This window comes from Streptomyces sp. NPDC052109 (assembly GCF_040680195.1).
Taxonomy (GTDB): Bacteria; Actinomycetota; Actinomycetes; order Streptomycetales; family Streptomycetaceae; genus Streptomyces.
In genome coordinates this window covers 87,308-111,710 of the sequence record NZ_JBFAWF010000006.1, presented here as the reverse complement: position 1 = coordinate 111,710, position 24,403 = coordinate 87,308, and the positions used below count along the sequence as shown (strand labels likewise).

At 72.0% G+C, this 24,403-nt stretch carries 28 protein-coding genes; 4 read left to right on the top strand and 24 right to left on the bottom strand.

Annotated elements, in window-relative coordinates; genetic code table 11:
* Positions 1-9 precede the first annotated feature (9 nt).
* The gene (locus tag AB0L59_RS15260) at positions 10-981 is read right to left on the bottom strand and encodes a PDR/VanB family oxidoreductase (RefSeq protein WP_365583010.1); all 972 of its coding nucleotides are present in this window, start codon (positions 979-981) and stop codon (positions 10-12) included.
* A gap of 175 nt (positions 982-1,156) precedes the next feature.
* Between AB0L59_RS15260 and AB0L59_RS15255 the strand changes: the two genes are divergently transcribed.
* Positions 1,157-2,401, top strand: coding sequence for an NAD(P)/FAD-dependent oxidoreductase (locus AB0L59_RS15255; RefSeq protein WP_365583007.1), 1,245 nt, complete (start codon positions 1,157-1,159; stop codon positions 2,399-2,401).
* Positions 2,402-2,604: 203 nt separating this feature from the next.
* Here AB0L59_RS15255 and AB0L59_RS15250 read toward each other — a convergent pair whose 3' ends face one another.
* From AB0L59_RS15250 to AB0L59_RS15165, 18 genes are all read right to left on the bottom strand, one after another.
* Positions 2,605-2,859, bottom strand: a complete 255-nt coding sequence (locus tag AB0L59_RS15250) for an acyl-CoA carboxylase epsilon subunit (RefSeq protein ID WP_365583004.1) — start codon at positions 2,857-2,859, stop codon at positions 2,605-2,607.
* Positions 2,859-4,370: an acyl-CoA carboxylase subunit beta gene (locus tag AB0L59_RS15245; RefSeq protein WP_365583562.1), complete on the bottom strand. Its 1,512-nt coding sequence runs from the start codon at positions 4,368-4,370 to the stop codon at positions 2,859-2,861. Before AB0L59_RS15245 ends, AB0L59_RS15250 begins: the two co-directional genes overlap by 1 nt.
* 95 nt (positions 4,371-4,465) lie before the next feature.
* Positions 4,466-5,170 (bottom strand): DsbA family protein, encoded by a 705-nt coding sequence (locus AB0L59_RS15240; protein WP_365583001.1) that lies wholly within the window; start codon positions 5,168-5,170, stop codon positions 4,466-4,468.
* Between the two features lie 37 nt (positions 5,171-5,207).
* A complete protein-coding gene (gene fabG / locus AB0L59_RS15235; protein WP_365582999.1) occupies positions 5,208-5,954 on the bottom strand; it encodes a 3-oxoacyl-[acyl-carrier-protein] reductase in 747 nt (248 codons plus the stop codon).
* Positions 5,955-5,995: 41 nt separating this feature from the next.
* Complete coding sequence (locus tag AB0L59_RS15230; RefSeq protein ID WP_365582996.1) at positions 5,996-6,484, bottom strand: beta-hydroxyacyl-ACP dehydratase; 489 nt, start codon at positions 6,482-6,484, stop codon at positions 5,996-5,998.
* The gene (locus AB0L59_RS15225; RefSeq protein WP_365582993.1) at positions 6,481-6,873 is read right to left on the bottom strand and encodes a hypothetical protein; all 393 of its coding nucleotides are present in this window, start codon (positions 6,871-6,873) and stop codon (positions 6,481-6,483) included. The genes AB0L59_RS15230 and AB0L59_RS15225 overlap by 4 nt, the downstream gene beginning before the upstream one ends.
* A complete protein-coding gene (locus AB0L59_RS15220) occupies positions 6,870-7,961 on the bottom strand; it encodes a beta-ketoacyl synthase N-terminal-like domain-containing protein (protein ID WP_365582991.1) in 1,092 nt (363 codons plus the stop codon). Before AB0L59_RS15220 ends, AB0L59_RS15225 begins: the two co-directional genes overlap by 4 nt.
* Positions 7,958-8,344 carry a DsrE family protein gene (locus AB0L59_RS15215; RefSeq protein ID WP_365582988.1) on the bottom strand — a complete coding sequence of 129 codons (387 nt, stop codon included), beginning with the start codon at positions 8,342-8,344 and terminating at the stop codon, positions 7,958-7,960. Before AB0L59_RS15215 ends, AB0L59_RS15220 begins: the two co-directional genes overlap by 4 nt.
* Positions 8,344-8,763 carry a hypothetical protein gene (locus AB0L59_RS15210; RefSeq protein WP_365582986.1) on the bottom strand — a complete coding sequence of 140 codons (420 nt, stop codon included), beginning with the start codon at positions 8,761-8,763 and terminating at the stop codon, positions 8,344-8,346. Before AB0L59_RS15210 ends, AB0L59_RS15215 begins: the two co-directional genes overlap by 1 nt.
* Positions 8,763-9,104: a hypothetical protein gene (locus tag AB0L59_RS15205; protein ID WP_365582983.1), complete on the bottom strand. Its 342-nt coding sequence runs from the start codon at positions 9,102-9,104 to the stop codon at positions 8,763-8,765. The genes AB0L59_RS15210 and AB0L59_RS15205 overlap by 1 nt, the downstream gene beginning before the upstream one ends.
* Before the next feature lie 57 nt (positions 9,105-9,161).
* Positions 9,162-10,142 (bottom strand): hypothetical protein, encoded by a 981-nt coding sequence (locus AB0L59_RS15200; RefSeq protein ID WP_365582980.1) that lies wholly within the window; start codon positions 10,140-10,142, stop codon positions 9,162-9,164.
* Entirely contained in the window at positions 10,139-10,963 is an 825-nt protein-coding gene (locus tag AB0L59_RS15195) for an alpha/beta hydrolase (protein ID WP_365582978.1), read from the bottom strand. Before AB0L59_RS15195 ends, AB0L59_RS15200 begins: the two co-directional genes overlap by 4 nt.
* Positions 10,960-11,889 carry a beta-ketoacyl synthase N-terminal-like domain-containing protein gene (locus AB0L59_RS15190; protein WP_365582976.1) on the bottom strand — a complete coding sequence of 310 codons (930 nt, stop codon included), beginning with the start codon at positions 11,887-11,889 and terminating at the stop codon, positions 10,960-10,962. Before AB0L59_RS15190 ends, AB0L59_RS15195 begins: the two co-directional genes overlap by 4 nt.
* A 1-nt stretch (position 11,890) precedes the next feature.
* Complete coding sequence (locus tag AB0L59_RS15185) at positions 11,891-13,063, bottom strand: beta-ketoacyl synthase N-terminal-like domain-containing protein (RefSeq protein ID WP_365582974.1); 1,173 nt, start codon at positions 13,061-13,063, stop codon at positions 11,891-11,893.
* The gene (locus tag AB0L59_RS15180) at positions 13,044-14,303 is read right to left on the bottom strand and encodes a beta-ketoacyl-[acyl-carrier-protein] synthase family protein (RefSeq protein WP_365582972.1); all 1,260 of its coding nucleotides are present in this window, start codon (positions 14,301-14,303) and stop codon (positions 13,044-13,046) included. The genes AB0L59_RS15185 and AB0L59_RS15180 overlap by 20 nt, the downstream gene beginning before the upstream one ends.
* Before the next feature lie 45 nt (positions 14,304-14,348).
* A complete protein-coding gene (locus AB0L59_RS15175; RefSeq protein ID WP_362131189.1) occupies positions 14,349-14,603 on the bottom strand; it encodes an acyl carrier protein in 255 nt (84 codons plus the stop codon).
* A 179-nt stretch (positions 14,604-14,782) separates the two neighbouring features.
* Positions 14,783-14,974 carry a ferredoxin gene (locus AB0L59_RS15170; protein ID WP_365583559.1) on the bottom strand — a complete coding sequence of 64 codons (192 nt, stop codon included), beginning with the start codon at positions 14,972-14,974 and terminating at the stop codon, positions 14,783-14,785.
* 26 nt (positions 14,975-15,000) lie between these two features.
* Positions 15,001-16,248, bottom strand: coding sequence for a cytochrome P450 (locus tag AB0L59_RS15165; RefSeq protein ID WP_365582970.1), 1,248 nt, complete (start codon positions 16,246-16,248; stop codon positions 15,001-15,003).
* A gap of 215 nt (positions 16,249-16,463) precedes the next feature.
* On the opposite strand from AB0L59_RS15165, the gene AB0L59_RS15160 reads away from it, so the two are divergent.
* The 3 genes from AB0L59_RS15160 to AB0L59_RS15150 are packed head-to-tail and all read left to right on the top strand — an operon-like array spanning position 16,464 to position 18,485.
* Positions 16,464-17,234 carry an SDR family oxidoreductase gene (locus tag AB0L59_RS15160; protein WP_365582968.1) on the top strand — a complete coding sequence of 257 codons (771 nt, stop codon included), beginning with the start codon at positions 16,464-16,466 and terminating at the stop codon, positions 17,232-17,234.
* Positions 17,231-18,205: an ACP S-malonyltransferase gene (locus tag AB0L59_RS15155; protein WP_365582966.1), complete on the top strand. Its 975-nt coding sequence runs from the start codon at positions 17,231-17,233 to the stop codon at positions 18,203-18,205. The genes AB0L59_RS15160 and AB0L59_RS15155 overlap by 4 nt, the downstream gene beginning before the upstream one ends.
* 22 nt (positions 18,206-18,227) lie before the next feature.
* On the top strand, positions 18,228-18,485 hold the full coding sequence (locus tag AB0L59_RS15150) for an acyl carrier protein (RefSeq protein ID WP_365582964.1): 258 nt from the start codon (positions 18,228-18,230) through the stop codon (positions 18,483-18,485).
* 60 nt (positions 18,486-18,545) lie between these two features.
* Here AB0L59_RS15150 and AB0L59_RS15145 read toward each other — a convergent pair whose 3' ends face one another.
* The 5 genes from AB0L59_RS15145 to AB0L59_RS15125 form a co-directional block, all read right to left on the bottom strand.
* Complete coding sequence (locus AB0L59_RS15145) at positions 18,546-19,958, bottom strand: MFS transporter (protein ID WP_365582961.1); 1,413 nt, start codon at positions 19,956-19,958, stop codon at positions 18,546-18,548.
* Positions 19,955-20,533: a TetR/AcrR family transcriptional regulator gene (locus tag AB0L59_RS15140; protein WP_365582958.1), complete on the bottom strand. Its 579-nt coding sequence runs from the start codon at positions 20,531-20,533 to the stop codon at positions 19,955-19,957. The genes AB0L59_RS15145 and AB0L59_RS15140 overlap by 4 nt, the downstream gene beginning before the upstream one ends.
* Before the next feature lie 69 nt (positions 20,534-20,602).
* On the bottom strand, positions 20,603-21,802 hold the full coding sequence (locus AB0L59_RS15135; protein WP_365582955.1) for a serine hydrolase domain-containing protein: 1,200 nt from the start codon (positions 21,800-21,802) through the stop codon (positions 20,603-20,605).
* 65 nt (positions 21,803-21,867) lie between these two features.
* A complete protein-coding gene (locus AB0L59_RS15130; RefSeq protein ID WP_365582952.1) occupies positions 21,868-23,082 on the bottom strand; it encodes a cytochrome P450 in 1,215 nt (404 codons plus the stop codon).
* Positions 23,083-23,111: 29 nt separating this feature from the next.
* Complete coding sequence (locus AB0L59_RS15125; RefSeq protein ID WP_365582950.1) at positions 23,112-24,392, bottom strand: cytochrome P450; 1,281 nt, start codon at positions 24,390-24,392, stop codon at positions 23,112-23,114.
* Positions 24,393-24,403 lie beyond the last annotated feature (11 nt).

Sequence of the window (24,403 nt, the reverse complement as noted above, 5' to 3'; positions counted from 1 at the left end):
CCGGCCGGGTCAGAGGTCGAGGACGAGCCGCTCGTCCCGGGTCCGGGACACGCAGATCATCATCACCTGGCCGCCGAGGCGTTCGTCCTCCGACAGCACCGAGTCCCGGTGCTCGGGCCGGCCTTGGAGGACGGGCACCTCGCAGGTTCCGCACGTGCCCTCGGCGCACGAGGACATGACGGGGATGCCGGCGTCCTCCAGGACGTTGAGGACGCTGCGGTCCGGCGGCACGGTGAGGGTGACGCCCGAGGCCTTCAGTACGACGTCGAACGCGGTGTTCTCCGTGTTATCCGTGTTCTCCGTGTTCTCCCTGGGCTGTCCGGACCGGGGGGCGAACCGCTCGCTGTGCAGGGTGCCGACAGGCCAGTGACGGCTGCCGGCCTCCACCGCGGCCAGGAGTCCTTCGGGGCCGCAGGCGTAGACGAGGGTGTCGGGTGCCGGTTCGCCGAGCACGGAGTCGAGGTCCAGCAGGCCGGTCTCGTCCTCGGGGCGGATCGTCACCTTCGGGCCGTGGGCGGCGAGGTCGTCCGTGAACGCCATGGACGCCCGTGACCGGCCGCCGTAGAGCAGCCGCCAGTCCGCGCCGGCGGCCTCGGCGGCGGCGATCATGGGCAGGAGGGGGGTGATGCCGATGCCACCGGCGATGAACCGGTAGCGGGCGGCGGGCAGGAAGGCGAAGTGGTTGCGCGGTCCGCGGACGCCCACGGCGTCGCCCACCGCGAGTTCGTCGTGCACATGGCGCGAACCTCCTCGGGAGTCCCGCGCACGCAGTACGGCCACCCGGTAGGCGTGTGGGTCGTCGACGTCCCCGCACAGCGAGTAGGGGCGTACCAGGCCCGGGCCGAGCACCAGGTCGATGTGCGCCCCGGGCGACCAGCGCGCGAGCGGACCCGAGTCGGGAGAACGCAATGTCAGCAGCACCACTTCGTCGTTGAGCGCGGTTTTTCCGGTCACCGTCAGTTTGCCGTCGAACTCGTCCACGGAAGCTCCCTCGCAGTCGACTCAGCGCCGACCGTAGGAGTTGCCACGACGGCGTGTGCCGCGGTGACAGGTAGGTGACATTTCCCGGCCGCGGCCGAACTTCGGTGTCTCAATTGACGGAACGTCACTGTTGCGCAGGCCTGCCCGAGTTGGTGTCGTCGAGAAGGAGCGGAACGTGTACGACGTAATTGTGGTGGGCGCTCGATGTGCGGGTTCTCCCGCCGCGATGCTGCTCGCTCGGCGTGGATACCGAGTACTTGTGCTGGACAAAGCGACTTTTCCGAGTGACACCCCGTCCACGCATTTTCTGCACACCCCCGCCGTCGCCAGGCTGAAGCGCTGGGGACTGCTCGACCGGGTGCTCGCGACCGGATGCCCCCCGATCACGGAGATCGTCTGGGGCATGGACGACATCACCCTGACCGGGCCGCCGCCCGCGCACGAGGGGATCGACTTCGCCATCGGCCCGCGCCGTACGGTCCTGGACAAGATCCTGGTGGACGCCGCGGGCGAGTCCGGCGCCGAGGTGCGCGAGGGATGCACGGTCGACGAGATCCTCGTCGAGCACGGACGGGTGGTGGGTGTACGGGCGCACGACCGCGAGGGTGCCGTTTTCCAGGCCCGCGCGAAACTGGTGATCGGGGCCGACGGCATCAATTCGGTGGTGGCGCGGACCGTACGCCCGAAGGAAATCATGGGCGCCGCTCCGGCGACCGCCGTGTGGTACAGCTACTGGCGTGACACGGGAATCGACCACGAGATATTCGTGCGCGTGGCCGGCCGGGAGGTATTCATCATCCCGACGAACGACGGCGACGCGAACGTCATGGTCGGCTGGCGCCATCACGAAAGGGCGGAATTCCGTAAGGACATCGAGGGCAACTACCACGCCACCCTTGATCTTTTCCCGGGCATCGGGGACATGGTGCGCCGCGGAAAGCGGGTGGAGCGCTTCTACGCGTTCAGCGACACCCGCCAGTGGCTGCGCGTCCCGTACGGGCCCGGGTGGTGTCTGCTCGGTGACTCGTCCCACCTCAAGGATCCGATCGCGGGCATCGGCATCACCGACTCCTTCCGCTCGGCGGAGGTCCTGGTCGAGCGCATCGACGAGGTGCTCTCCGGCGCCCGTACCGAGGACGACGCCTTCGCCGACTACCGCAAGTGGCGCGACGAGACGTTCACGGAGGCCTTCGGGCAGCATCTGCGGGCCGCTCGGCTCGACCTCTACCCCGCCGAGATGCTCAAGGTCATCGAGGCGTGCCGGTACACCGACGAGCACCGCGTCGCGTTCTTCGGCCTGCTCGGCGCACTCACCCCGCTGCGCGAGTTCTTCACCCCCGAGCACTGCGCCCGCATCCTGGCCGACGCGGAAGCGGCCACGGGCCGGCCCTGGTCGCTCGAGGGCCGGCTTCCCGTGTGACGGTGCACGGGCCTGCCGTACGGACGGATGCGGGGCGGTCGACAGGACCGCCCCGCATCCGTGTGCGCGCCCGGCGGACCCGGCGCTTGCTCCGGCACCCGGCGGCCCGCTCCGGCCGGACGCGGGCCGGCACCGGACATGCCGACGAGCCCCGGTGTCCACGCGCACACCGGGGCTCGTAGGCACATCGACGTGTGTCACCGCTACGGCAGCTCCGCCGAGGCCCACGCGGCGGGGGCCCGGTACTCACCGGCGCGGTCCCAGACAGCGCGCGGGCCCCGTGCGGCCGCGTCGTTGCGCTGCGCGCTCCGCGCACCCTGCGCACCGGAGCCGGGCCGGACACGTGCCAGGAGCAGGGCCGTCAGCACGGCGACCTCGTCGGCCGTCGGCCGGCCCCGGGTGACTCGCAGGAGCGCGGTCCCGCTTCCGCCCGTCTCCGGCTCTGCCGTGCCGGCCATCAGACGGGCGGGTTTCCGTGCTTGCGGGACGGCCGGTCCGCGTGTTTGCGCCGCAGCATCTCCAGCGAGCGGATCAGCACGGCACGGGTATCGGCGGGGTCGATGACGTCGTCGACCAGCCCCCGCTCGGCCGCGTAGTACGGATGCATCAGTTCGCTGCGGTACTCCTTGATGCGCAGCGCGCGCACCTCGTCGGGGTTGTCCGACGCCGCGATCTCCCGGCGGAAGATGACGTTGGCGGCGCCCTCCGCTCCCATCACCGCGATCTCGTTCGACGGCCAGGCGAAGGACAGATCGGCGCCGATGGAACGGGAGTCCATCACGATGTACGCGCCGCCGTACGCCTTGCGAAGGATCAGCTGGATGCGCGGGACCGTCGCGTTGCAGTACGCGTACAGCAGCTTGGCCCCGTGCCGGATGATGCCGTCGTGCTCCTGGGCCACCCCCGGCAGGAAGCCCGGCACGTCGACCAGCGTGACCAGCGGGATGTTGAACGCGTCGCACAGGGTGACGAACCGGGCCGCCTTGTCGCTCGCGTGGATGTCCAGCACCCCGGCCAGCGAGGACGGCTGGTTCGCGATCACGCCCACGGGATGTCCGTCCATGCGGGCCAGGGCGCAGACCACGTTGGGCGCCCAGCCGGGCTGGATCTCGAAGTGCTCGCCGTCGTCGACGATCTCCTCGATCACCGCGCGCATGTCGTACGAGCGGGAGCTGTCGACCGGTACGAGGTCCAGGAGGGCCTCCGTGCGCCGCTCGGGCGGGTCCGCCGTGGCCACGGCGGGCGGGAGTTCCCGGTTGTTCGACGGCAGGTAGGACAGCAGGTGGCGGACGTCTTCCAGGCAGCTCGTCTCGTCGTCGTAGGCGAGCGCAGCCACGCCGGAGACCGACGCGTGCACCTCGGCCCCGCCCAGGCCGTCGAGGGTCACCTTCTCCCCCGTCACGGCCCGGACCACGTCGGGTCCGGTGATGAACATCTGCGAGGTGTCCCGGACCATGAGGACGAAGTCCGTCAGCGCCGGCGCATAGGCGGCGCCGCCGGCGCAGGGTCCGAGCATGACGCTGATCTGCGGGATGACGCCGGAGGCGTGGGCGTTGCGCTGGAAGATGCCGCCGTACCCGGCGAGCGCGGTGACGCCTTCCTGGATGCGCGCGCCGGCTCCGTCGTTGAGGCTGACCAGTGGGGCGCCGGCGCGCAGGGCCAGGTCCATCACCTTGTGGATCTTCGTGGCGTGCGCCTCGCCGAGGGCGCCGCCGAAGATGCGGAAGTCATGGGCGTAGACGAAGACCGTGCGTCCGTCGACCGTGCCCCAGCCGGTCACCACGCCGTCGGTGTGCGGCCGGCGCGCCTCCAGGCCGAAACCGGTGGCGCGGTGCCTGCGCAGGGGTTCCACCTCGTGGAAGGAGCCGGGGTCGAGCAGCAGGCCGATGCGCTCGCGCACGGTCAGTTTCCCGCTCCTGCGGTGGCGTTCCGTCGCCGCGGGGTCGCCCTGGACGACCGTCTCCTTCATCTTCCGCAGGGCATCCGTCCGGCCGCGCAGCTGGGTGTGCCGGTCGGCCGCCGCGGACGTGCCGATGTCCTCCTCGAGCCCGGTCGTACTCCCCATCAGCCGCACCCCCCGGCATGCCCGTCGTCGAACGTCGCCGGCCGGCCGGGCGTCGCCGGCGTCCGTGCCGCGGCCGGCGCGCACGCCGCACGCGTACCGCGCACGGCCGCCACGAAGTCGGGCAGCCGGTCGATGCCCCAGAACTTCTCCCGTCCGACGACGAAGAAGGGCACTCCGAACACTCCGTCCCGGTGCAGCGCGACCAGGGCCTCGGTGGCCTCCGCCCGGACGTCCGGGTCGTCGCACGCGCTCTCCGTGTCACCGCGGTCCAGACCGATTGCGGCGGCGATGTCGCCGATCGTCTCGCGCCGGGAGATGTCCTGCCCCTCCTGCCAGCGGGCCCTGGAGACGGCCGCCACGTACGCGCGGCCGAGACCGGCGCGTGCGGCGTGGAAGTAGGGCAGATGGGAGACCTCCCAGCGCGGGTCGCGGTCGAGGGGCCAGGTGACCGTCAGGTTCCGTCGCGCCGCGAGCCGGCGTACGTCCTGGAGGACGTACAGGTGCTTCGTACGGGACATGGGGGTGTACAGGAACTCGCCCCCGGCGTCGGCCAGTTCCTTCGCGCTGCGGTCGTCCGGCTCCCAGAACGGCCGCCATTCCACCTCCTCCGCCACGTCCGGGCAGGTGTTCAGCAGGTCGTACTGCGCCAGCCAGGAGTACGGGCTGCGCAGACTGAAGTAGAAGCGGGGTGCTGCTGTGGGCATGCTGGCTCCCTTGGAGAACGGCGTCGTCCCGCGCTGGTCAGAGCCCGATGGCGCCGTCGATCTGGAAGACGCCCGCGGTGATGTACGAGGCCCGCGGCGAGGCCAGGAAGGAGACGAGGTCGGCGACCTCCTGCGGGGTCCCCCAGCGCCGCAGCGGAATGCGCGCCGTCAGCTCGTTGCGCTGGGCCTCGGTCAGCGCGTCCGTCATGTCCGTCTCGATGAAGCCCGGCGCCACCGTGTTCGCCCTGAGCCCGTAGGGGCCTATCTCCTTGGCGAGGGAGCGGGTGAACCCGATGATCCCCGCCTTGGACGCGGCGTAGTTCGACTGTCCCGCGTTGCCCAGCACGCCGGCGACCGACGAGATGTTGACGATGGTGCCCCTGCGTCGTTTGAGCATCGGGAAGACGGCGGCGCGGCACAGGTTGAAGACGCCCGTGAGATTGGTGTCGATGACGCCGTGCCAGTCGTCCTCGCCCATCATCAGCAGTCCCTTGTCCCGCGTGATGCCGGCCGAGGTGACGACCAGTTCGATCGCGCCGAGGCCGTCCTCGGCGGCGGTGACGAACTCGCGCACGGCGGCACCGTCCGCGACGTCCGCGCGGAGGGCGAGGACCCGGGCGCCCCGGTCCCGCGCCGCGGCGGCGACCTCCTCGGCCGCGTCGGGACGGGAGTGGTAGCAGAAGGCCACGTCGTAGCCGTCCGCCGCGAGCTGGGTGACCACGGCCCTGCCGATGCCGCGCGAGCCACCGCTGACCACGGCGACGGGCCGTTGCTGTGCCGACATGAATGTTCCTCCTTGGGCCGGCTCCTGCCGGGTCTGCGGGGTCATCGGGGCTCGGGCTGCGGGCGCAGGGACATCGCGGGCCGCATGGCCATCAGGACCTGGCCGACCGTCATCACGGTCGTGCCGTCGACCTGTGCGTCGCCCCCGAACACGAGCGTGTCGCCGAGGGAGCGCACCAGCCGCACGTGATGTTCGACGGTGCTGCCGGGCAGCACCGGGTCGCCGAACCCGACGTCGCTCAGCGAGCCGAACAGCATCACGTCGCCGGTCAGGACGTCGGGGTTGGGCCGGTCCCAGGTGGCCAGCACGCCGGCCGCCTGGCACCAGGACTCGATCAGCAACACCTGCGGATAGGCGTACGGCGCTGCGGACGTCTTCGGCCCCGGTCCCGGCGCGTACCACGGCTCGTTGACGGTGACCGCCTTCACCGCGGTGAGGGTCTCGCCGGGGACGATGCGGGTCACCCGGTCCACGAGGAGCATGGGGTGGCGGTGCGGAAGGATCCGCTCGAGTTCCGGTACACCGATCATGCGTCGTCTCCTGGCTGTGCGTAGCGCAGTCGAATGCGGGCGATGTCCTGCGCGGCGCGCGAGATCCGGGCGTCGCACTCCCAGAAGCCGGCCTCGGGCGTGACACGGACGGTCAGGTCCAGGGTGTCGCCGGGGAAGGCAGGGCTCAGGAACCGCGTACCGCGGACCGCGGCCAGCGCCGGCTCGCACCCTCGGGCGTGCGCCGCCAGCAGCACGCTGTGGTGGGCGCACTCGATCAGGCACACCCCGGGGAAGATCGGGAAGCCGGGATAGTGACCGGCGAAGACGGGATTGGCGTGGTCGACCACGACCCTGGTCGTCACGGTGAGCGGGTCGGCGTCCTCCAGCCGGACCAACTCGACCGGCGTGGTCAGCGGTGTGGCCGTCATGCCGGCATCCTCAGGACGGCACAGCCGACGAGCCCGTCGCGGTCCACGGACGGCACCAGGGCGACCCGGCCGCGCGCCTCGGGCGCGTCCTCCGCGTGGGAGAGCACGGCGGCCACCTGCATGACGGCGGAGGCGGCGCCGGTGTCGCCGATGGTCTCCTCGACGGAGATCCGGCGCGGCGCCGGGGTGCCGAAGACGTCGTCCACCGCGGCGGCCGACACGCCGTCCGCCGTGTCCAGGCCCACGGCCCAGACGTCCTCGGCGGCGACGCCCGCCTCCGCGAGCGCCGTGCGCAGGGCGTCGGCCAGGGCGGCCCGCGGGTCCTCCAGCGCCACCCGGATGCCGACGGTGAGCAGTTCGGCGAGCACGGGACGGCCGGCCCGCCGCGCGGCCTCCGCCGACTCCACGAGCAGCAGGGCGCAGCCCTCCCCCAGCACCGGCGGCCCCTGCGACTCGGGGCGCGCGTGCCATTCCAGCCAGGCGCGCTGTGGGGAGAATTCCTCCACCGCCCCGCACAGCACGGTCTCGGCGTGCCCGCACTGGTGCAGCCGGACGGCGTAGCCGAGGGCGCTCAGGCCGCTGGCCTTCCCGCCGGCGATCGTCGTGTTGGGGCCGCGCAGGCCGTGCCAGATGGCGCACTGGCCGGCGGCACAGTTCATGACGGTGTTGGGGAAGCGGGCGGGATCGACCAGGTAGGGCTTGTCCTGCGTGAGCGAATCCCGCGTGAAGTCCATCATCGACTGCGCGCTGCCGGTGGTGGTGCCGAGCACCAGGCCGATGTCCTGTCCGTCGCCGCTGGGCTCCGCTCCCGCGATGCGCTGGTCCTCCAGCAGCATGCCGACGGTGGCCACCGCCAGGCCCGTCGCGCGGTCCATCGAGCGGGTGTTCTTGCGCCCCAGCACGGCCCGGGTCTCGAAGTCGGGGACCAGTCCGGCCTGTTTCACCGGCAGGGGCAGCGCATCGGCCGCGCCGTCGGCGCAGTCCCGGATGCCACTGTGCCCGCCGCGCAGCCCTTCGCTGAACGCGCGCGCTCCCCTGCCCAGTGGTGAGGTCGCCGACCAGCCGGTCAGCACCAGTGGGTACGTCACAGGAACCACACTCCTTCGTAATGACGCCAGTACGCGGCCAGCTCCGCGAGGCTCTTCACCTCTGCCCCGTCCATCAGCCGGTCCGGTCCGCACCCGGAACGGGCCAGGCTCACCTCGTCGACCCAGACCCGCACGCCCGACGCAAGCAGCTCCCTCAGGCTCCTGCGCGGGTCCGGCACCGTGATCTCGTACGGCCCCGCGCACAGCACCGGCACGGGCTCGGCGGCCACCGCGTAGGTGACCGCCGATCCCCGCAACAGCAGGTCAGTGGCGCCCAGTTGGGAGTGCAGGCCCTGGCTCACGTAGAGCAGATCGGAGAACTGGACCTCGGCCGCGCCGCGGTAGCCGCGCTCGATGATCGCTAGCACCGCCCGGCCGGCCATCAGGCACCTCCCACGTAGACGGTGGTGGCGCAGGCCGCGACATGGCGGGGGAACCTGCTGAACGAACGCGTCGCGACGCCGTCGATGTGCTCGGTCGCGCCCCGGTCCTCCGCGCAGAAGCGGCACACGTACCACGCGAACGCGTCCGGGTGGCTCTTCATGAGGCCGCCGATCACGGCGGCGGTGGAGGGGTGGTCGGTCCGCAGGTCGCGCAGGTCGCGCGGTTTGGCGGCGCCCAGGCTGCGCTGGGTCAGGGCCGTGGCGTAGCCGCAGGCCCACACCTGCACCCGCGCTCCGCGCCGCAGCGCGGCGTCGGCGAGCCGCAGCACCGTCGTGACGGTGTCCGAGCCGAAGGGCGGCGCGGTGAGGGTGATCAGCAGGTCCCAGGTGCCGGGGGGACCCGTGGTGGGTGCCGTCATCAGTGCCACACCACCTTGACGCCGGGCACCAGGAGCAGCCCGGCCACCTCGTCCGCGTCGACCACGCCGACGCCGTGCGCCACGTCGCTGTCGCGCACCGCGCGCTGGCGCAGTGAGAACCCGTCGACGAGGACGGTGACGCCGGCCGTCAGCGCGTGCCGGAGCCTGCGTCGCTCCACGGACGCGTCGACGGCGGCGTCCTGCATGAGGACCACCACGACCCGGCTGCCGTCCGCCGCGAGCAAGGGGGCGATCTCCAGGAGGCCGGCCGCCTCACCCCGCTCGCCGCCCTTCGTCTCGACCAGCAGATGGTCGACGCCCTGCGGGAGGCGCACCCGCATCCCGGTCTCCTCTCTCCGCGGTGTGCGGCACACGGCCGGCGTGCCGCACACCCGGTGTCAGCCGCCGAGGGCGGTCAGCATCCGCTCGTCGAAGTCGACCAGGCTCCAGTCGCGCCGGTTCTTGATGACGGCGTAGCCGTGGGTGATGCGTCCCTCGGCGGTGCGCACCAGCCGGCCCTCCCGCAGCACGTAGCAGTCCATGCGCGCGGTGTAGGTGACCCCCTTGAAGACCTCCTCCACGGTGAAGACCGTGTACAGGTCCTCCTCCATCAGCGCTTCGTCCAGCAGCGTGACCGTCGACCGGGGCACCACGGGGATCCAGTTCTGGTCGTCCAGCAGCGTCTTGATGGAGACTCCCCGGTCCGCCAGGAACAGGTCGACGACCTCCTCCATCTGCCGCAGGTAACCCGACATCTGCAGGCGCTCGGTGAAGTGGCAGTAGGGGTAGGGGATCCGCCAGCGCCAGGCGAAGGAGTTGGTGCCGCGGGTGAGTTCGGCGAGCACCGGGTCGCCTCCGGTGCCGCCCCGGCCCAGGGCGAGGGGGGTGACCACCGGCACGGGCAGGTCGGACGGCGCAGGGCGGCGGATCGCCTCGGCGGTGAACGAGCGCAGCTCCTCGGGCACCGGCTCGGCGGAGCCGCCCCGCTGGTCGGCCCGCAGCAGGACATGGACCCGGGAACCGGCGGACTTGACCGGCTTGCCGTCCCGTTCGACCGTCAGGCTCACGTCGAAGCAGAGTTCGCCGGCCTCGCCGCGGCGGGCGGGGCGTACCTCGGCGTCGACCAGGTCGTCCATGTGGAAGGCGGAGGTGATCCGGGTGTCCAGGTGGACGAACTCCACACACAGGCCGTGGCGTTCGTAGAGCTCGCGGGCCGGCACGCCGCTCTGCCGGAAGTGCTCGAGGACGGCCTCCTCGACCAGGTAGTTCACGTGCTTGAAGCCGATCCAGGTGCAGATGTTGGAGCCCTCGTAGCGCGGGCGGACCTGGACGGTCGTCGGTGTGGCGAGCAGCGGGGGCAGGGTCGTGGTGACCGTCATATCGGTGTCTCCAGGAGATCGTGGGACGCGGGGGCCGGCCGGTGGGCCGCCGCCGCGGTGGTGGCGAACGCGTTGATGGTGTCGGCGAGTTGTGCCGGGCGCTCGATCATGGGGAAGTGGCCGCATCCGGCGAGGATCGCCACGCGCGCGGCGGGCAGGGCGGCGGCGAGATCCAGCAGTCCCTGGGCGCGTGCCCCCTCGTCGTCCGCGCCGCCGATCACGAGGACCGGGGCGTCGAGCCGGGCAGGCCGGAGCAGCGGGGTGCGCAGAAAGGTGTCGAAGAAACGCAGCCAGGTGTAGGGGCCCATGAGGTCCCGCAGCCGGACCGCCATGTCCGTCCGGGTCTCCTCGCTGATGCGGTTGCCCGCCCGCAACCGCAGCCCCTCGTCGAGCATGCGGCGGAACCCGTCGGCGTACTCGGCGATGGCCGCCCAGTCGAAGGCGGCCGGGTCGGGCCGGTAGAACGGGGAGACCAGCACGGTGGGGCGGCGCCAGTCGTGGCCCGCGCGCTCGGCGAGTTCCAGGAGGACGTTGGCGGCGAAGGAATGAGCGACCACCAGGCCCATCCGGTTGCCGGCCGCGCGTTCGGCCGTGTCGACGGCGTCCGAGACCCAGCCGGTGACGTCCCGTTCGAAGGCCCAGCCGACCTCGCCGGTCGGGGACCACGGGAGCGGTACGTCCCACAGCCGAAGCCGGTCGTCGAGGAGGGGATCGAGCGGGTCCCACCCGTTGACGCCGCCGCCCATGCCGTGCAGGAGCAGCACGTCGACGGATGCGGTGCCGGCCCGGGCGGGCCGCCGCAGCCTGACGGGGACGCTCATCGGGCCGCTCCGGCCCCGTGCAGCACGAGCGTCGCGACGCCGTCCGCGGCGTGGCCGGCACTGGCGAGCACGCCGCCGTGCCCGCCGTCGCCCAGCCAGTGCGCGCCCAGCGCGCACTGCAGCACGCCCCGGGCGCCGGACGACGGGCCGACGACGGTGTCCAGATCGCAGGTCCGGACGTCCGGGCCGGCCGGCGAGGTGACCTGGCCGGCGCCGGACAGGACGAGGCCCACCGGGGTGCCGGCCAGGGCCCGCTGGACGGAGTCGGCCGTGCCGGTGCCGCGCACGTAGGCGCCCACCCGGGCCAGAGCGGGCGCCCGGCGTGCGGCGGCGGACCCGGGGTGTTCCAGCACCAGGGCGGCCGCCCCGTCGAAGACCTCTCCGGCCAGCTCGCGGACGTACGCGTTGGTGGTCTCGACCCCGACGACCAGCGCCCGCCGGGCCCGTCCCGAACCGATCAGCACCGCCGCCCAGTGGACGGCGTCCAGGCCGGAGGCCTCGCCGTTGCAGAGCATCAGGTTGGGGCCGCGCAGCCCGAACCTGATGGCGATCGAGGAGGCGACGACATTGCTGGAGGCGTTGGGCAGGTCCATCGGCGACGTGCCGGCGACGCCCTGCTCGCGGATCGTCTCCGCCGCCTGGCAGACCGTGTCGAGGTTGCCGAGGTTGGAGCTGACGACGACGGCGAAGGACTCGCTCTCGGCCACCGCGCCGGTCTCGTCGAACAGGGCGGCCCCCTCGAGCGCGTACTTCGCGGCCAGCATCGCCAGCCGGGTCGCGCCGTCCTTGTAGCGCAGCCCGCGTCCGCCCAGCAGCGCCACCGGGTCGAAACCGGGGTCCGCCGCGGGCCCGGTGCCGTTCAGGAGCTGCTCGGGCGATGCGACACCGGCGGCGGCGATGCCGGTCCCGGTCACCACGGCTGCCATGTCAGTCCGCCCTTTCCACGATGGCGACGGCGTTGACGCCGCCGAAGCCGAACGCGTCGACCTGGGCGAACCTCAGGTCGGCGCGGCGCGCCGTGCCGGTCACGAAGTCGAGCCCCTCGGCCTCCGGGACCGGGTCGTGCAGTCCGACCGTGGGGGGCACGAGGCCGGTGTCGAGGCTGGACGCGGCGACCACCAGGCTCATCAGGCCGGAGGCTCCGGAGGTGTGGCCGGTCATCGACTTCACGGCGGTGACCAGCGGGGACGAGGCACGTGCGGCGAAGGTCTTGCCGAGGGCTGTCGCCTCGGCCTCGTCGTTGAGCAGGGTGCCGGTGCCGTGGGCCATCACGAGGTCGATGTCGCCGGGGGTGACCCCGGCCACCGTGAACGCGGCGTCCATGGCGGCGGTGACACCGGCCGGGTCGGGGGCCGTGACGTGGTAGGCGTCGCAGTTGAGACCGATGCCCCGCAGCCACGCCCTGGGGGTCCGGGCGGCGCCCTGGGCCGGAGCGCGCAGGACGACCGCGGCGGCCCCGTCTCCCATCAGCACGCCCCGCCGGTTGCGGTCGAAGGGGCGCACGGAGTCGACGGGAGCCGGGTGGACCCGGTCGAGCAGTCCGAACATGCTCTCGGTGATCACGTCCACGCCGGCCACGACCACCGTGTCGACGGCACCGGTGGCGAGCAGGTCCGTGCCGAGTCCGAGCGCGTACAGCGAGGCCGAGCAGGCGTTCGTGAACGTGTAGCTGGCGGTGGTGTGGAAACGGCTGCGCACGGCGGGCCCGAAGTACAGTCCGCCGGTCTCCAGCCGTGCCCCGTCGGTCCACCACAGCTCGGCGGAGCGCAACTCGCGCAGCCCCGTGCCGATGAGCACCGGGATGCCGTGGAGGTCCTGACCGAGGCCGGCGTCGTCGACGGCCTCGGCGATGGCCCGGCACAGCAACTCGGTGGCCCGGCCGGGCCGGTCCCGCAGCCCCGGCCCGGCGGCCCGCTGCGGTTCGTCCATCTCGTAGGCGTGCTGGGCGCCGAACAGCGCCGGGTCGAAGCCGCGCAGCCGGGCGAGTCCGCTGCGGCCCGCGCACAGCGCGTCGAAGAGTCCGGGCGCGCTGTCCGCGACGCTGCAGACGGCGCCGGTTCCCGTGATGGCCCAACGGCCGTCAGGAGATGGCCTGCTCATGCCGTGCACCTCCTTCACAGCGGCCCAGGATCAGGACCGCGTTGTTGCCGCCGAAGGCGAGCGCGTTGTTCTGCACCACCCGCAGTTCGGCCTCACGTGCCTGGTTGGGTACGCAGTCCACGTCGCACTCCGGATCGGTCTCCTCGTGGTTGATCGTGGGCGGGATGAACTGGTGGCGGATGGCGAGTCCGCAGGCGATGGCGGCGAGCGCGCTGGCGGCGCCCATGGTGTGGCCGATCATCGACTTGGTGGAGATGGTGCGCGGGGGGACGTCGCCGAAGACCGTGCGGATGGCGCTGACCTCCGTGACGTCGTTGGCCTTGGTGCCGGTGCCGTGGGCCGAGATGAAGTCGATGTCGGCGGGCTGCACGCCCGCGTGCTCGTGGGCCAGCCGCATGCAGCGGGCCACGCTGTCCCGGTTGGGGGCGACGGGGTGCTCCGCGTCGCAGTTGAGGCCGTAGCCGAGGACCTCCGCGTAGATGCGGGCGCCGCGGGCGAGGGCCGAGTCCAGGCTCTCGAGCAGGAGGATGCCCGCCCCTTCGCCGGTGAGGATGCCCTTGCGGTTGCGGTCGAACGGCTGGCACCGCTCGGGGGCGATGGTCCCCAGCCGGTAGAAGCCGACGAACGTCTTGCGGCACACCGCGTCGGCGCCGCCGACCAGCGCGAACTCCGCCTCGCCGGAACGCACGACGTCGGCGCCGTAGCCGATCGCGTAGTTGCCCGCGGCGCAGGCGGTGGGCAGTGTCACCGCCTCCGTGTCGGACAGGCCGAGTTCATGGGCGATGCACACCGACAGCCGGCCCACCGGGACCCTGCGGGCCCGCACCGGGTCCATCTGCTCCGGCCCCTGCTCCACCTGGGTCTGCACGAGCTGGTCCAGGTCCCTGGACTCGCCGTCGGTGGTGCCGACGGCGACCAGGCTCCGGTTGCCGCGCAGTCGTTCCAGTGCAATGCCGGCGTCCTCCACGGCCATGCGTGCCGCCGCGATGGAGAACTGGGTGGCCCGGCCCAGCCGGTCCACGGGACAGCGCCGTATCCACGGCGCCGGGTCGAAGTCGGTGACTTCGCACCCCTGGGCGTAGGCGAATCCCGTGGTGTCGAATCCCGTCATGGGCTTGATTCCGCTGCGGCCGGCCCTCAGCGCCTCGAGAAACTGCCCGGCGCCGATTCCCACACTTGTCACCGCGCCCAGACCGGTGATGACGACACGCCGCCCGTGGTCACGTCCTGAAGACTGCACGGCTCACCTTTCTCGGCACACTTCGATGCCGGCTACGAGAACGGGCTACTTCTTGGCCGCGGCTTCCGCGACGACCTGGTAGACGTTCTCCAGGTTGACCATGCGGGCGAGTTCCGCCTGGTCGATGACGACGCCGAAGGAGCGCTCCAGGTTCGCCAGGATCTCGATCGCACGCAGCGAGTCCGCGCCGTGGTCCTCCTTGAACAGGCTCGTCTCCGTGACCTCCTCGGGCTCCAGCTCGAGGATGTCGCACACGATCTCCTTGATTTCCTGCTTACGGGATTCGATGGCAGTGGACACGGTCTTCCCCTTCGCTCGACATCTTCGATTGCCGCCCGCCGATCGCGGGCCGGTGCCGCGGCGAGTCCTGCGGAGGTCCCTCGCCGTACGAAAACGCTATGCCGAACGGTTTCCGATTCGGCCGAAGTGACAGCAAGCTGACGGTGGTTTTCCCGATCCGACGGCTGTCGTGAATTGAATTACTCGACGACGGTAATTGCGCGGGACGGACAGTACTCCGCCGCTTCACGCACCTGTTCCCGGAGCGCGTCCGGCGGAGTCGGATCCAGCAGCAGGACCAGCCCGTCCTCGCCCTGGTCGAACACTTCCGGAGCGGTCCCCACGCACTGAGCGGCGCCGCAGCACCGTTCCGGGACGAGGCTGATGCGCAGCGGCGCCCGGCCACCGGTCGGCCCTGTCATACGGTCGCCCAGAGTTCGTGGACACCGTGCACGGTCATCTCGCCCCTGAAGGGCATGTCCCGGACGTCGGTGAGCGGGCGCAGTCCGGGCAACTGCCGTACCACACCACACAGCAGCTCCTGCACTTCGAGCCGGGCCAGGGCCTGGCCGATGCACTGGTGCACCCCGAATCCGAACGCGATGTGTTTGGGCGTCGCCGGTCGGTCCACGACGAACGCGTCGGGCGTGGCGAACGCGCGCTCGTCCCGGTTGGCCGCCAGCAGCGAGACGATCACTCCTTCACCGGGTCCGATCCAGGTGTCGCCGATCCGCACCCGCTCGGTGGTCACCCGTGCCAGACCGATCTGGATGATGCTGTGGTAGCGCAGCAGTTCCTCGACGGCCGACTTCAGCTTCGCCGGATCGGTGTCGACGCCGTCGAAGGACCGCGGCTGGCGCATGTAGGTCAGCAAGGTCATCCCGAGCATGTTGGCCGTCGTCTCGTGGCCGGCCACCACCAGCAGCCGTGCCATGGCCACGAGGTCGTCGTGGCTGAGCCTGCCCGCCCTGACCTGTTCCACGACCAGCCGGCCGAGCAGGCCGTCGCCCGGCTCGCGTTCCTGGGCGGTGACGAGGTCGTCCAGCCAGGACAGCAGGTCGTGCGTGGCGGTCTCGGTCTGCTCCCGGGTGGAGTTGCGGGAGAGGTTGACGTTCGTCAGCTCCTGGAAGATCTCGTGGTCCTCGTAGGGGATGCCCAGGAGCCGGCAGACCGTCAGCGAGGGGACGGGCAGGGCCAGGGACTTGATCAGGTCCACCGGTCCGCCGCCGGCGCGGATGTCCTTGACGAGGGAGTCGACGGTGTGCCGGACGGACGGCCGCAGCGTCTCCACCTGCCGGAGCATGAAGTCACGCGTGAGCATCCGGCGCAGCCGGCTGTGCTCGGGGGGATCGGTGCGGATGAACGAGGGCGCCAGTTCGACGACGGCCCGCTGGCCCTCGTAGTAGGTCGGAAACCCGGGGCGCGTCACGTCGGAGCTGAAGCGGCGGTCCGCGAGGACCGTGCGCGCCTCTTCGTACCGCGTGACCAGCCAGGCCCGGCTGCCGTCCCACAACTCGACCGGTGCGACCGGGCCTTGGTCGCGCATGCGGGCGAACTGCGGGGGCGGGTCGAGGGGGTGTGCCCTGGGCATCGGAAACGGGCACGGCGCCTTGCTGTGTGGCAGGTCCGGCCCGCTCAAGCCGGTCTGCGTGGTCGTTTCGCTCATCGCGCTCCTTCTCGCTCGGCGAGGGCGTGCCGGTCGCCGAGGACCGTAGGCGCGCCGCGGGAGGCGGCCGCGGGTAATGGCACCAAGCTGCCGCTTCCGGGGCGGGCACAGTGACAGGTAGGTGTCAACGCGCCTGCGTCCAGCTGGGGTTCCGCGACGCTCGGCCCACGTACGCAACCGACGTCTTCGCCGGGGTGAGCCGGGTGGAGGAGACCATGGACGTGGAATCGATGCATCGGCGGGAACATGCGATCGTGGCGGGCGGGGCGAGCGGGATCGGCTCGGAGGTCGCCGGCCGGCTCCTCAAGCGCGGTGTCGCGGTCACCGTCCTGGACATCAACCCGCTGGGAGCGGCCGCGCTGGACGCGCCGCCCGGCCGGCTGGAGGTCATCGAGACCGACATCACCGACGCCGACGCGGTCGATACGGCCTTCCACACCGCCGAGGAGCGGATCGGCCCGGTGAACCGGCTGGTGGTCTCGGCGGGCGCGCACGGTCAGCTGCTGAACACCGTGCACCTCGATCTGCCCGCCTGGCAGCACCTCATGGACGTCCATGTGCGCGGGACGCTGCTGCTGGCCCAGGCGTTCGGCAGCCGTCTGCTGTCGGCCGACCGGCACCGTGCACAGGACGCGTCGATGGTCTCGATCGGCTCCACCACCGGCATCACGGCGTCGCGCAAGCAGGGCGACTACGGCCCGGCGAAGGCGGCGCTCGCGCAGCTGACCCGGGTGCTGGCGATGGAGTGGGCGGAGGCGGGCATACGCGCCAACACGGTGGCACCGGGGCAGACCCTCACACCGTTCGTGGAGAGCATGGTGGCCAACGGATACGACCTCTCGGAGACCGAACGGCGCACCCCGCTCGGCAGGCTGGCCCGGGTGGACGAGGTGGCGTCCGTCATCGAGTTCCTGCTGCTCGACGCGACCTACGTCACCGGCGTCGTGCTGCCGGTCGACGGCGGGTGGACGGCGCTGGGCCGATGACCGCCGGGACACCGGACGGCGCGCCACCCACTGCCCCGTACGCCCTCCTCTTCCCCGGGCAGGGCAGTCAGCAGCCGCACATGGGCGGACCCTGGCGCGAGACCCCGCAGTGGCGGATCGTCGACGACATCGCACGGCACAGCGGCATGGACGTGGAGCACGCCCTGCTGCGCGCCGACGCCGAGACGCTGCGCCGCACGGATCTCGCGCAGATCTCCGTCTACGCCGTGTCCATGATGGCCCTGACCGCCCTGCGCGACCGGTGGCCCGGTCTGCCGGTGGCCGCCTGCGCGGGCCACAGCCTCGGTGAGTACTCGGCCCTGGCGGCCGCCGGAGTGGTGTCCGTGGCCGACGGCGCACGACTGGTCGCGGCCCGGGGCACGGCGATGCGGGAGGCGGTCGAGTCCGGCCCAGGAACCATGGGCGCCGTGGTCGGTGGCACCGCCGAGAGCGTCCGCGAGCTGGTCGCCGCCGCCGACGCCGCGGGCACCCCGGTGTGGCTGGCGAACGAGAACGCGCCCGGGCAGACCGTCGTCTCGGGCAGTGCGGCGGGGGTGGACGCGGTCGCCGACGCGGCGCCGGAGCACGGCATGAAGGTCATCAGGCTCGCGGTCGCCGGAGCGTTCCACAGCCCACTGATGGAACCGGCCCGGGCGGTCCTGCGCCGGGCGTGCGCCACCGTCGTCTTCCGCGACGCGCACACCCCCGTCGTGGCCAACGTCGACGCCCGCGCTCACCTCGCCGGCGACGACTGGCGCGCCCTCATCGACCGGCAGATGGTCGGTCCCGTGCTGTGGGAGCGCTCCGTACGCACGATCACGGACGAACTCGGGTGCCGCTCCTTCATCGAACTGGGCCCCGGGAAGACCCTGGCGGGCATGGTGCGCCGCATCGACAAGGGCGCCCGGGTCGCCTGTGTCAACACCCCGGACGACCTTCAGCAGTCGGCCCTGGCCCCGGCTGCCGTCTGACCCTCACCTCAAGGAGGCCATCATGAGCACCACCGGACAGTCGACCCTCGACCGGGACGACCTGCGCGCCACCCTCGCCGACGTGTTCGACCTGCCCGAAGATGACCTGACGGACACCGCTCTGTTCGTCGACGACCTCGGGGTGGACTCCCTGATGTCCCTGGAAGTCCTCGTGGTCCTGGAACGCAAGTACGGCATCAGGCTCGACGAGTCCCAACTGCGCTCGCTCACCTGCCTCGAGCAGACCTACGACGTCATCCGGCACAGCCTGGGGCGGTGAAAGGTGGGCGGGGACGGCCGGCCCACGGCCGGACGGCCCCGCCCGGCACGAAGGCCGGCGTCAGCGGGCACGCGCCCTGGCGGTGCGCCGCAGGACCAGACTGATCACGATCGTCACCGCCATCGAGGCCGCACCGGCCCAGGCGGCCGCGGTGTATCCGGACTCGGCGGGGAACGTCGCCCCGGAGGCGGTGTGGGCGCCGAGCACCAGGCCCCCGAGTGCGCTGCCGACGGAGAAGCCCACGCTGCGCACCACCTGGTTGAAGCTCATCGCGCTGGAGGTCTCCTCCGCGGGCGTGACGGCGAGGATCGCGGCAGGCATCGCGGCGGAGAAGACGCCGACGCCCAGGCCCAGCAGCCCCATCACGGCGAAGGCCAGCCACAAGTGGCCCCGGGCGAGCGCGAACACCACCAGCGCCCCCAGCACCATGGCGCCTCCGGCGGCGAGCACCGTCGCGGCCTCGAGCCGCTTGCGCAGCGGTGGCGCCAGCTTGCCGCCGGCGAAGCCCAGCGCCGAGAACGGGACGAGGACCAGGCCCGCGACGAAGACGTCCACACCGAAGCCGTAGCCGACCGCCGCGGGTGTCTGCACATAGCGGGTGACCAGCGTCAGCAGCAGGTACATGCCGACGCCGCCGAGGAGCATGGTCACGTTGGCGCCGGCCACCGCGGGGTGCCGGAGCAGTGCCAGGTCCACCAGCGGGGTGGCGCACCGGCGTTCGCGCCACACCCACACCGCCAGCAGCACGACGGCGGCGGCGAGCAGGGCCGCGGCGAGCGCCGGGTGCCGCGTCCACAGGGTGGTCTGGCTGATCGCCAGCAGCAGGACCAGCAGACCCGCGCCGAGCAACGTGGCCCCGGGCACGTCGACCGCCATGGATCGGCCCGGCGGCGGCTGCGGCACCGCCCACCAGGCCGCCGCCAGCGCGATCACAGTGATCAGCAGGCCCATTCCGTACGCCGCGCGCAGCCCGGAGAGGTCCGTGAGGAGGCCGGCGAGCGGGTAGCCGACGCCGATGCCGACCGTGGACGCCACCGACAGCAACGCGATGGTCGGCCCGGAGCGCTGCTCCGGCAGATGGTCGCGGGCCACGCCCATCATCAGCGCGGTCAGGCCGAGACCGGCGCCCTGCGCCACGCGGCCGGCCAGCAGCCAGCCGAACGACGGCGGCACGGTGGTCAGCAGGCTGCCGACCACCACGGTGGCGAGAGTGGCGAGGATGACCTGGCGGCGGCGCGGCCCGGTGCCCAGGCGCCCCAGGACCGGGGTGGCGATGGCGCCGACCAGCAGCGGGGCGGTGAGCGTCCATTGCGCCGCGGCCAGCGAGACGTGGAACTTCCCGGCCACCGCGGTGATCAGTGGCGCCCCGAGGCTGCCCACCACCGCGACGACCAGGGCGATGAACATCAGCGCGGGCACCAGCGGGCGGCTGCCGACGACCTCTGGCGTGGACTCGGTTGCGGTGTCGGTCATCGGTTCGCCTCGCTCGTCAGGTGCTCGAACAGCCCTGTCCGGATACGGGTGGTGGCCTGGGCCGCCCAGTCCGCTTCGAGCTCCGCCAGCCCCAGCGCGGCGCTGGTGTTGAGCAGCATGCCGTAGGCCATGAAGGTCTTGACCTGGACGGCGTCCAGACCGGTGAGATCGCTGACGGCCTGCCAGAGCTCGCCGAAGCTCTCCCGCACGGCCGCGCGCAGCTCCGGGTCGCCGCATGCGGCGAACGCCTGCAGCTGGAGCAGGAGCAGGGTGCGGTCGGACAGACTGTCGTGGTAGCGCTGCCCCATCGCGGCCAGCGCCTGGAGGCCCTTGGCCGGGCCGGCGGCCTCGGCGAGGCCGTCGGCCATGGCGGTGAAGGCGCGGCGGACGACTTCGAGGAACAGCTGCTTCTTCGTGCCGAAGAGCCGGAACACGTAGGCGTGGGTGATGCCCGCCTTGCGGGCGATCACCTCGGCGGACACCCCGTGCAGCCCGTGTGCGGCGAACTCCTCCGCGGCGATCTTCAGCACCTGCTCGCGGCGGTCCACGCCCGCAAGCCGTCCGGCCCGCTCCATGATCGCGCCACTCCCCCCTGTGGATACTGGTAAGTCACCTGTAACTTAACAGACTGGCAAGGGAGTTGCTCATCCGCCGGCCCGGACGGCCTGCTCGACCGCCGCGACGAGACGGAGCACGGCCGGATCGGCGAAGGGCACGATCTGCGTGAACACCACGGCCGCGCCGTGGCCGTCGGTGCCGCCGTCCACCCAGTAGTAGGAGTTGGCTCCCCCGGCCCAGGCCAGCGTGCCGACCGGGCGCCCCTGCGGCGTCGGCGCCTCGTTGCGCATGCCCAGCAGCGACCATGTGACCGGCGTGCCGGGGAGCAGTTCGATGTCGTGCGACACGGCCGGGGCGGCCGAGACCATCCGACGCACCGGGCCGGACTGGCTGCGCCGCGCCTCGGCGAGGGTCTGCGCGCCGAGGATCCTCGTGCCGTGCAGGGTGCCGCCGGCCGCGATCATGCGCAGGAAGGTCAGGTAGTCGCGCGGGCTGCCGTAGAGCCCGCCGCCGGCGGAAACCAGCTCGGGCTCCTGCGAGAGCTCGAACGGCACCGGCACCAGCCCCTCGGGCGTGCGGGCGTGCAGTACGGCGAGCCGGCCCCGGTCGGCGACGCGGAAGGCGGTGTCGGTCATGCCGAGCGGGCCGCATATGTGCTCGCGCAGACGGGTCTCCAGGTCGGTGCCGGTGATCCGGGCGATGGCCAGGCCCACCCAGTCGAGTCCCATGCCGTAGCGGAAGTCGGTGCCCGGGTCCTGGACCAGCGGCGAGTCCACGAGCGTGGACAGCCGCCCCGCCCTGGTCGAGGGGAGGGCGTTGGCCTCGTGGTAGCGCGCGAGGTCCGGGCACAGGAACGGGTAGCCGAAGCCGCCGGTGTGCGACAGCAGCCGGCGCAGTGTGACCGCCGACCGGGCCGGTCGCAGCCGTGGCACGTCGCCGTCGTAGCCCTCGAGCACCTGGGGCGCGGCGAGTTCGGGCAGCACGTCCGCCAGGGGGTCGTCGAGACCGATCGCGCCCTGCTCGACCAGCTGCAGCGCGGCGACGGCCACGATCGACTTGGTCATGGAGGCGATCCAGGCGATGGTGTCCTCGCCCCAGGGCGCGACGCCGTCCCGGGTCCCGGCACCGCCGGAGTGGACGACGCCGTCGCGGTCGGCGGTCATGACGTAGACGCCCGGGGTGACGCCGCGTTCGACGGCCTCGGCCAGCAGGGTGTCCAGCCGTGTGCCGGCGAGGCGTGCCGTGTCGATGCGTGCCGTGTCGACGGCATTCGCCGGTGTGGTCACAGGAGTGCTCCGGACGGGAAGAGGGGTGGTCGGGGCGCCGGGGAGCGCCGGGGCGGGCCCAGGGCTCACCAGGCCACGGGCAGGCTGTGGAGTCCGAAGATGGTCATGCTGTGCCGGCAGTCCGGTTCCTGGGGCGACTCGTGCACCAGCCGGAGTCCGGGCAGCCGCCGCAGCACGGTGGCGAGGGCGACCTGAAGTTCCAGGCGGGCGAGCGGCTGCCCGATGCACTGGTGGACGCCGAAGCCGAAGGCGAGGTGTCCGCGCGCGTTGCGCTCGACGTCCAGCCGGTCCGGGTCCTCGTAGACCCGCGGGTCGTGGTTGGCGGCTGCGAGCGAGAGCAGTACCGCGTCCCCGGCCGGGACGGTGGTGCCCCCGATCTCGATGTCCTCGACGGCGACCCGGGGCAGGCCGTTGTGGGCGACGCTGTGCCGTCGCAGCAGTTCCTCCACGGAACCGGGGATGAGTTCGGGCCGCTCCCGCAGCAGTTCCAGCTGTCCGGGGTGGCGCAGCAGGTCGAGCACGGACAGGGCCGTCATGTTCGCGGTGGTCTCGTGGCCCGCGACGAGCAGCAGCAGGCCGGTGTTGACGACCTCCCGGCGCGTCAGACGACCCGCGGCCTCCTGGTGCGTGACCAGACGGCTGATCAGGTCGTCGGTGGGATGCTCGGCCTTCGCCGCCACGAGTCGCGCGAGGTAGTCCGTCAACTGCTCGCGGCTGCTGCGGATCTCCCCGGCCGTGGACTCCCGGTCGAACGCCACGGCACTGCACCGCTGGAAGAAGTCGTGGTCGGCGTAGGGCACACCGAGCAGCCGGCAGATGACCAGGGAGGGCAGCGGCAGCGCGAAGGCCGTGACGAAGTCGGCCGGGGAGCCGGCCTCGATCATGTCCTCCAGCAGCCGGTCCACGGTCTCCTGGACGCCCGGACGCATCGACTCCACGTGCTTGACCCTGAACTCCGGGGTGAGCATGCGGCGGTGCCGGTCGTGCTCGGGCGGATCCATGCGGATGAAGCTCCGGAGCATGTCACGGGTGGCGACCTGTCCCTCGGAGAAGAACGGATAGGAGGGGTGCCCCACGTCGGCGCTGAGCCGCGGGTCGCGCAGCGCCTGGCGCACGTCCTCGTGCCGGGTCACCAGCCAGGCGGTCCGGCCGTCCCAGAGCGTCACCCTGCTCACGGGTCGCCGCTCGCGCAGTTCACGCAGCAACGGCGGGGGGTCGAGCGGGCGGCCGGCGGCCCGGGGAATCGGGTAGGACGGGGCGGTGTCCTCGGTCTCTGCCACGGAAGGAACCTCCTGCGCGCCGGTGGGAGTCACAGGTCGAGCTTCAGATCGGGAAGCAGGTCTCCGGCGTTCGCGACGTCGGGGCCGACGCGGGGACCGGGGGTGAATCGAGCGGGCATCTTCACGTAGCCGTTGATCTGTCCGACGGTCGGATAGCGTTCGGCCGCGCCCTCGACCAGTCGGTAGTCGGGCATGCGCCGGAGCACCTCGGTGAGCACCACCTCGAAGTCCGTCTGCGCGATGTGGCGCCCGATGCACCGGTGCATGCCGATGCCGAACGCCGCGTGCTTGCGCGTGTCCCGGTCGAAGTCGATGGTCAGCGGGTCGGGGAAGACCTCGGGGTCGAGGTTGGCGGCCGCCCAGGAGATGAGGACCCGTTCGCCGCGGGAGACGGGGAAACCGCCGATCTCGTCGTCGCGCGTGACCGTACGGCCGACGCAGACCACGGGGGTGAAGTAGCGCAGGAACTCCTCGCACGCCCTGGGAACCGTCTCCGGCTCCTCGATCAGCCGGCGGCGGGCGGCGTGATCCCGGTCGAGGTGCTCGAAGGCCGAGGCGAACAGCGCGGTAGTGGTGTCCATGCCGCCGGCGATCATGGCGCTGCACACCGCGATGATGTCCGCGTCGCCGATCCTCTCTCCGTCGACCTCCATCTGGGTCAGGAAACTGATCAGGTCTTCCTTCGGGTTCGCCCGGCGCCGGGCGATCGTCTCCTGCACCTCCTTGAGGAGCATCCCGAAACCGATTTCGACCTGCTGGTACTCCGGGGTGCCGGACGGGGTGTAGGCGAGCGAGTGCACCGCCTCGGCGTACAGGCGCCAGTTGTCCGTCGGCAGTCCCACCATGTCCAGGGTGAGCAGCGCGGGGACCGCGCCGGCCAGGTCCAGGACCAGGTCCGTCTCGCCCTTCTCGATGAACTGGTCGACGCACCAGGTGGCGTAGGCCTGGATCCGGGGGCGCAGCTGCCGTGCGACCGTGGGCGAGAAGAAGCGGTTCAGGGCGCGGCGCCAGCCCAGGAACTCCGGCGGGTCCATCTCCAGCGGCAGCGCGCGGAAGGTGGTGGCCGGGATGATCGTGCCCTGGGGACGGCCGGGGGTGTTGGGCAGTTCGTGGGCGGAGGAGAACACCTCCGTCCGCCTGGCCACGTCGGCGACCTGCTCGTACCCGGTGACGACGTAGAAGCCGCCGTGGTGCGAACTGTGGGCCACCGGGCAGCGCTTGATCAGGTCGAGGTTGGCGGCCCAGGGGTCGCGCCCGTACTCCTGCGAGTGGTGGTCGAAGTCGATCTCCGGCGCTTCTCGCTGTGTCATGGTGTGCTCCT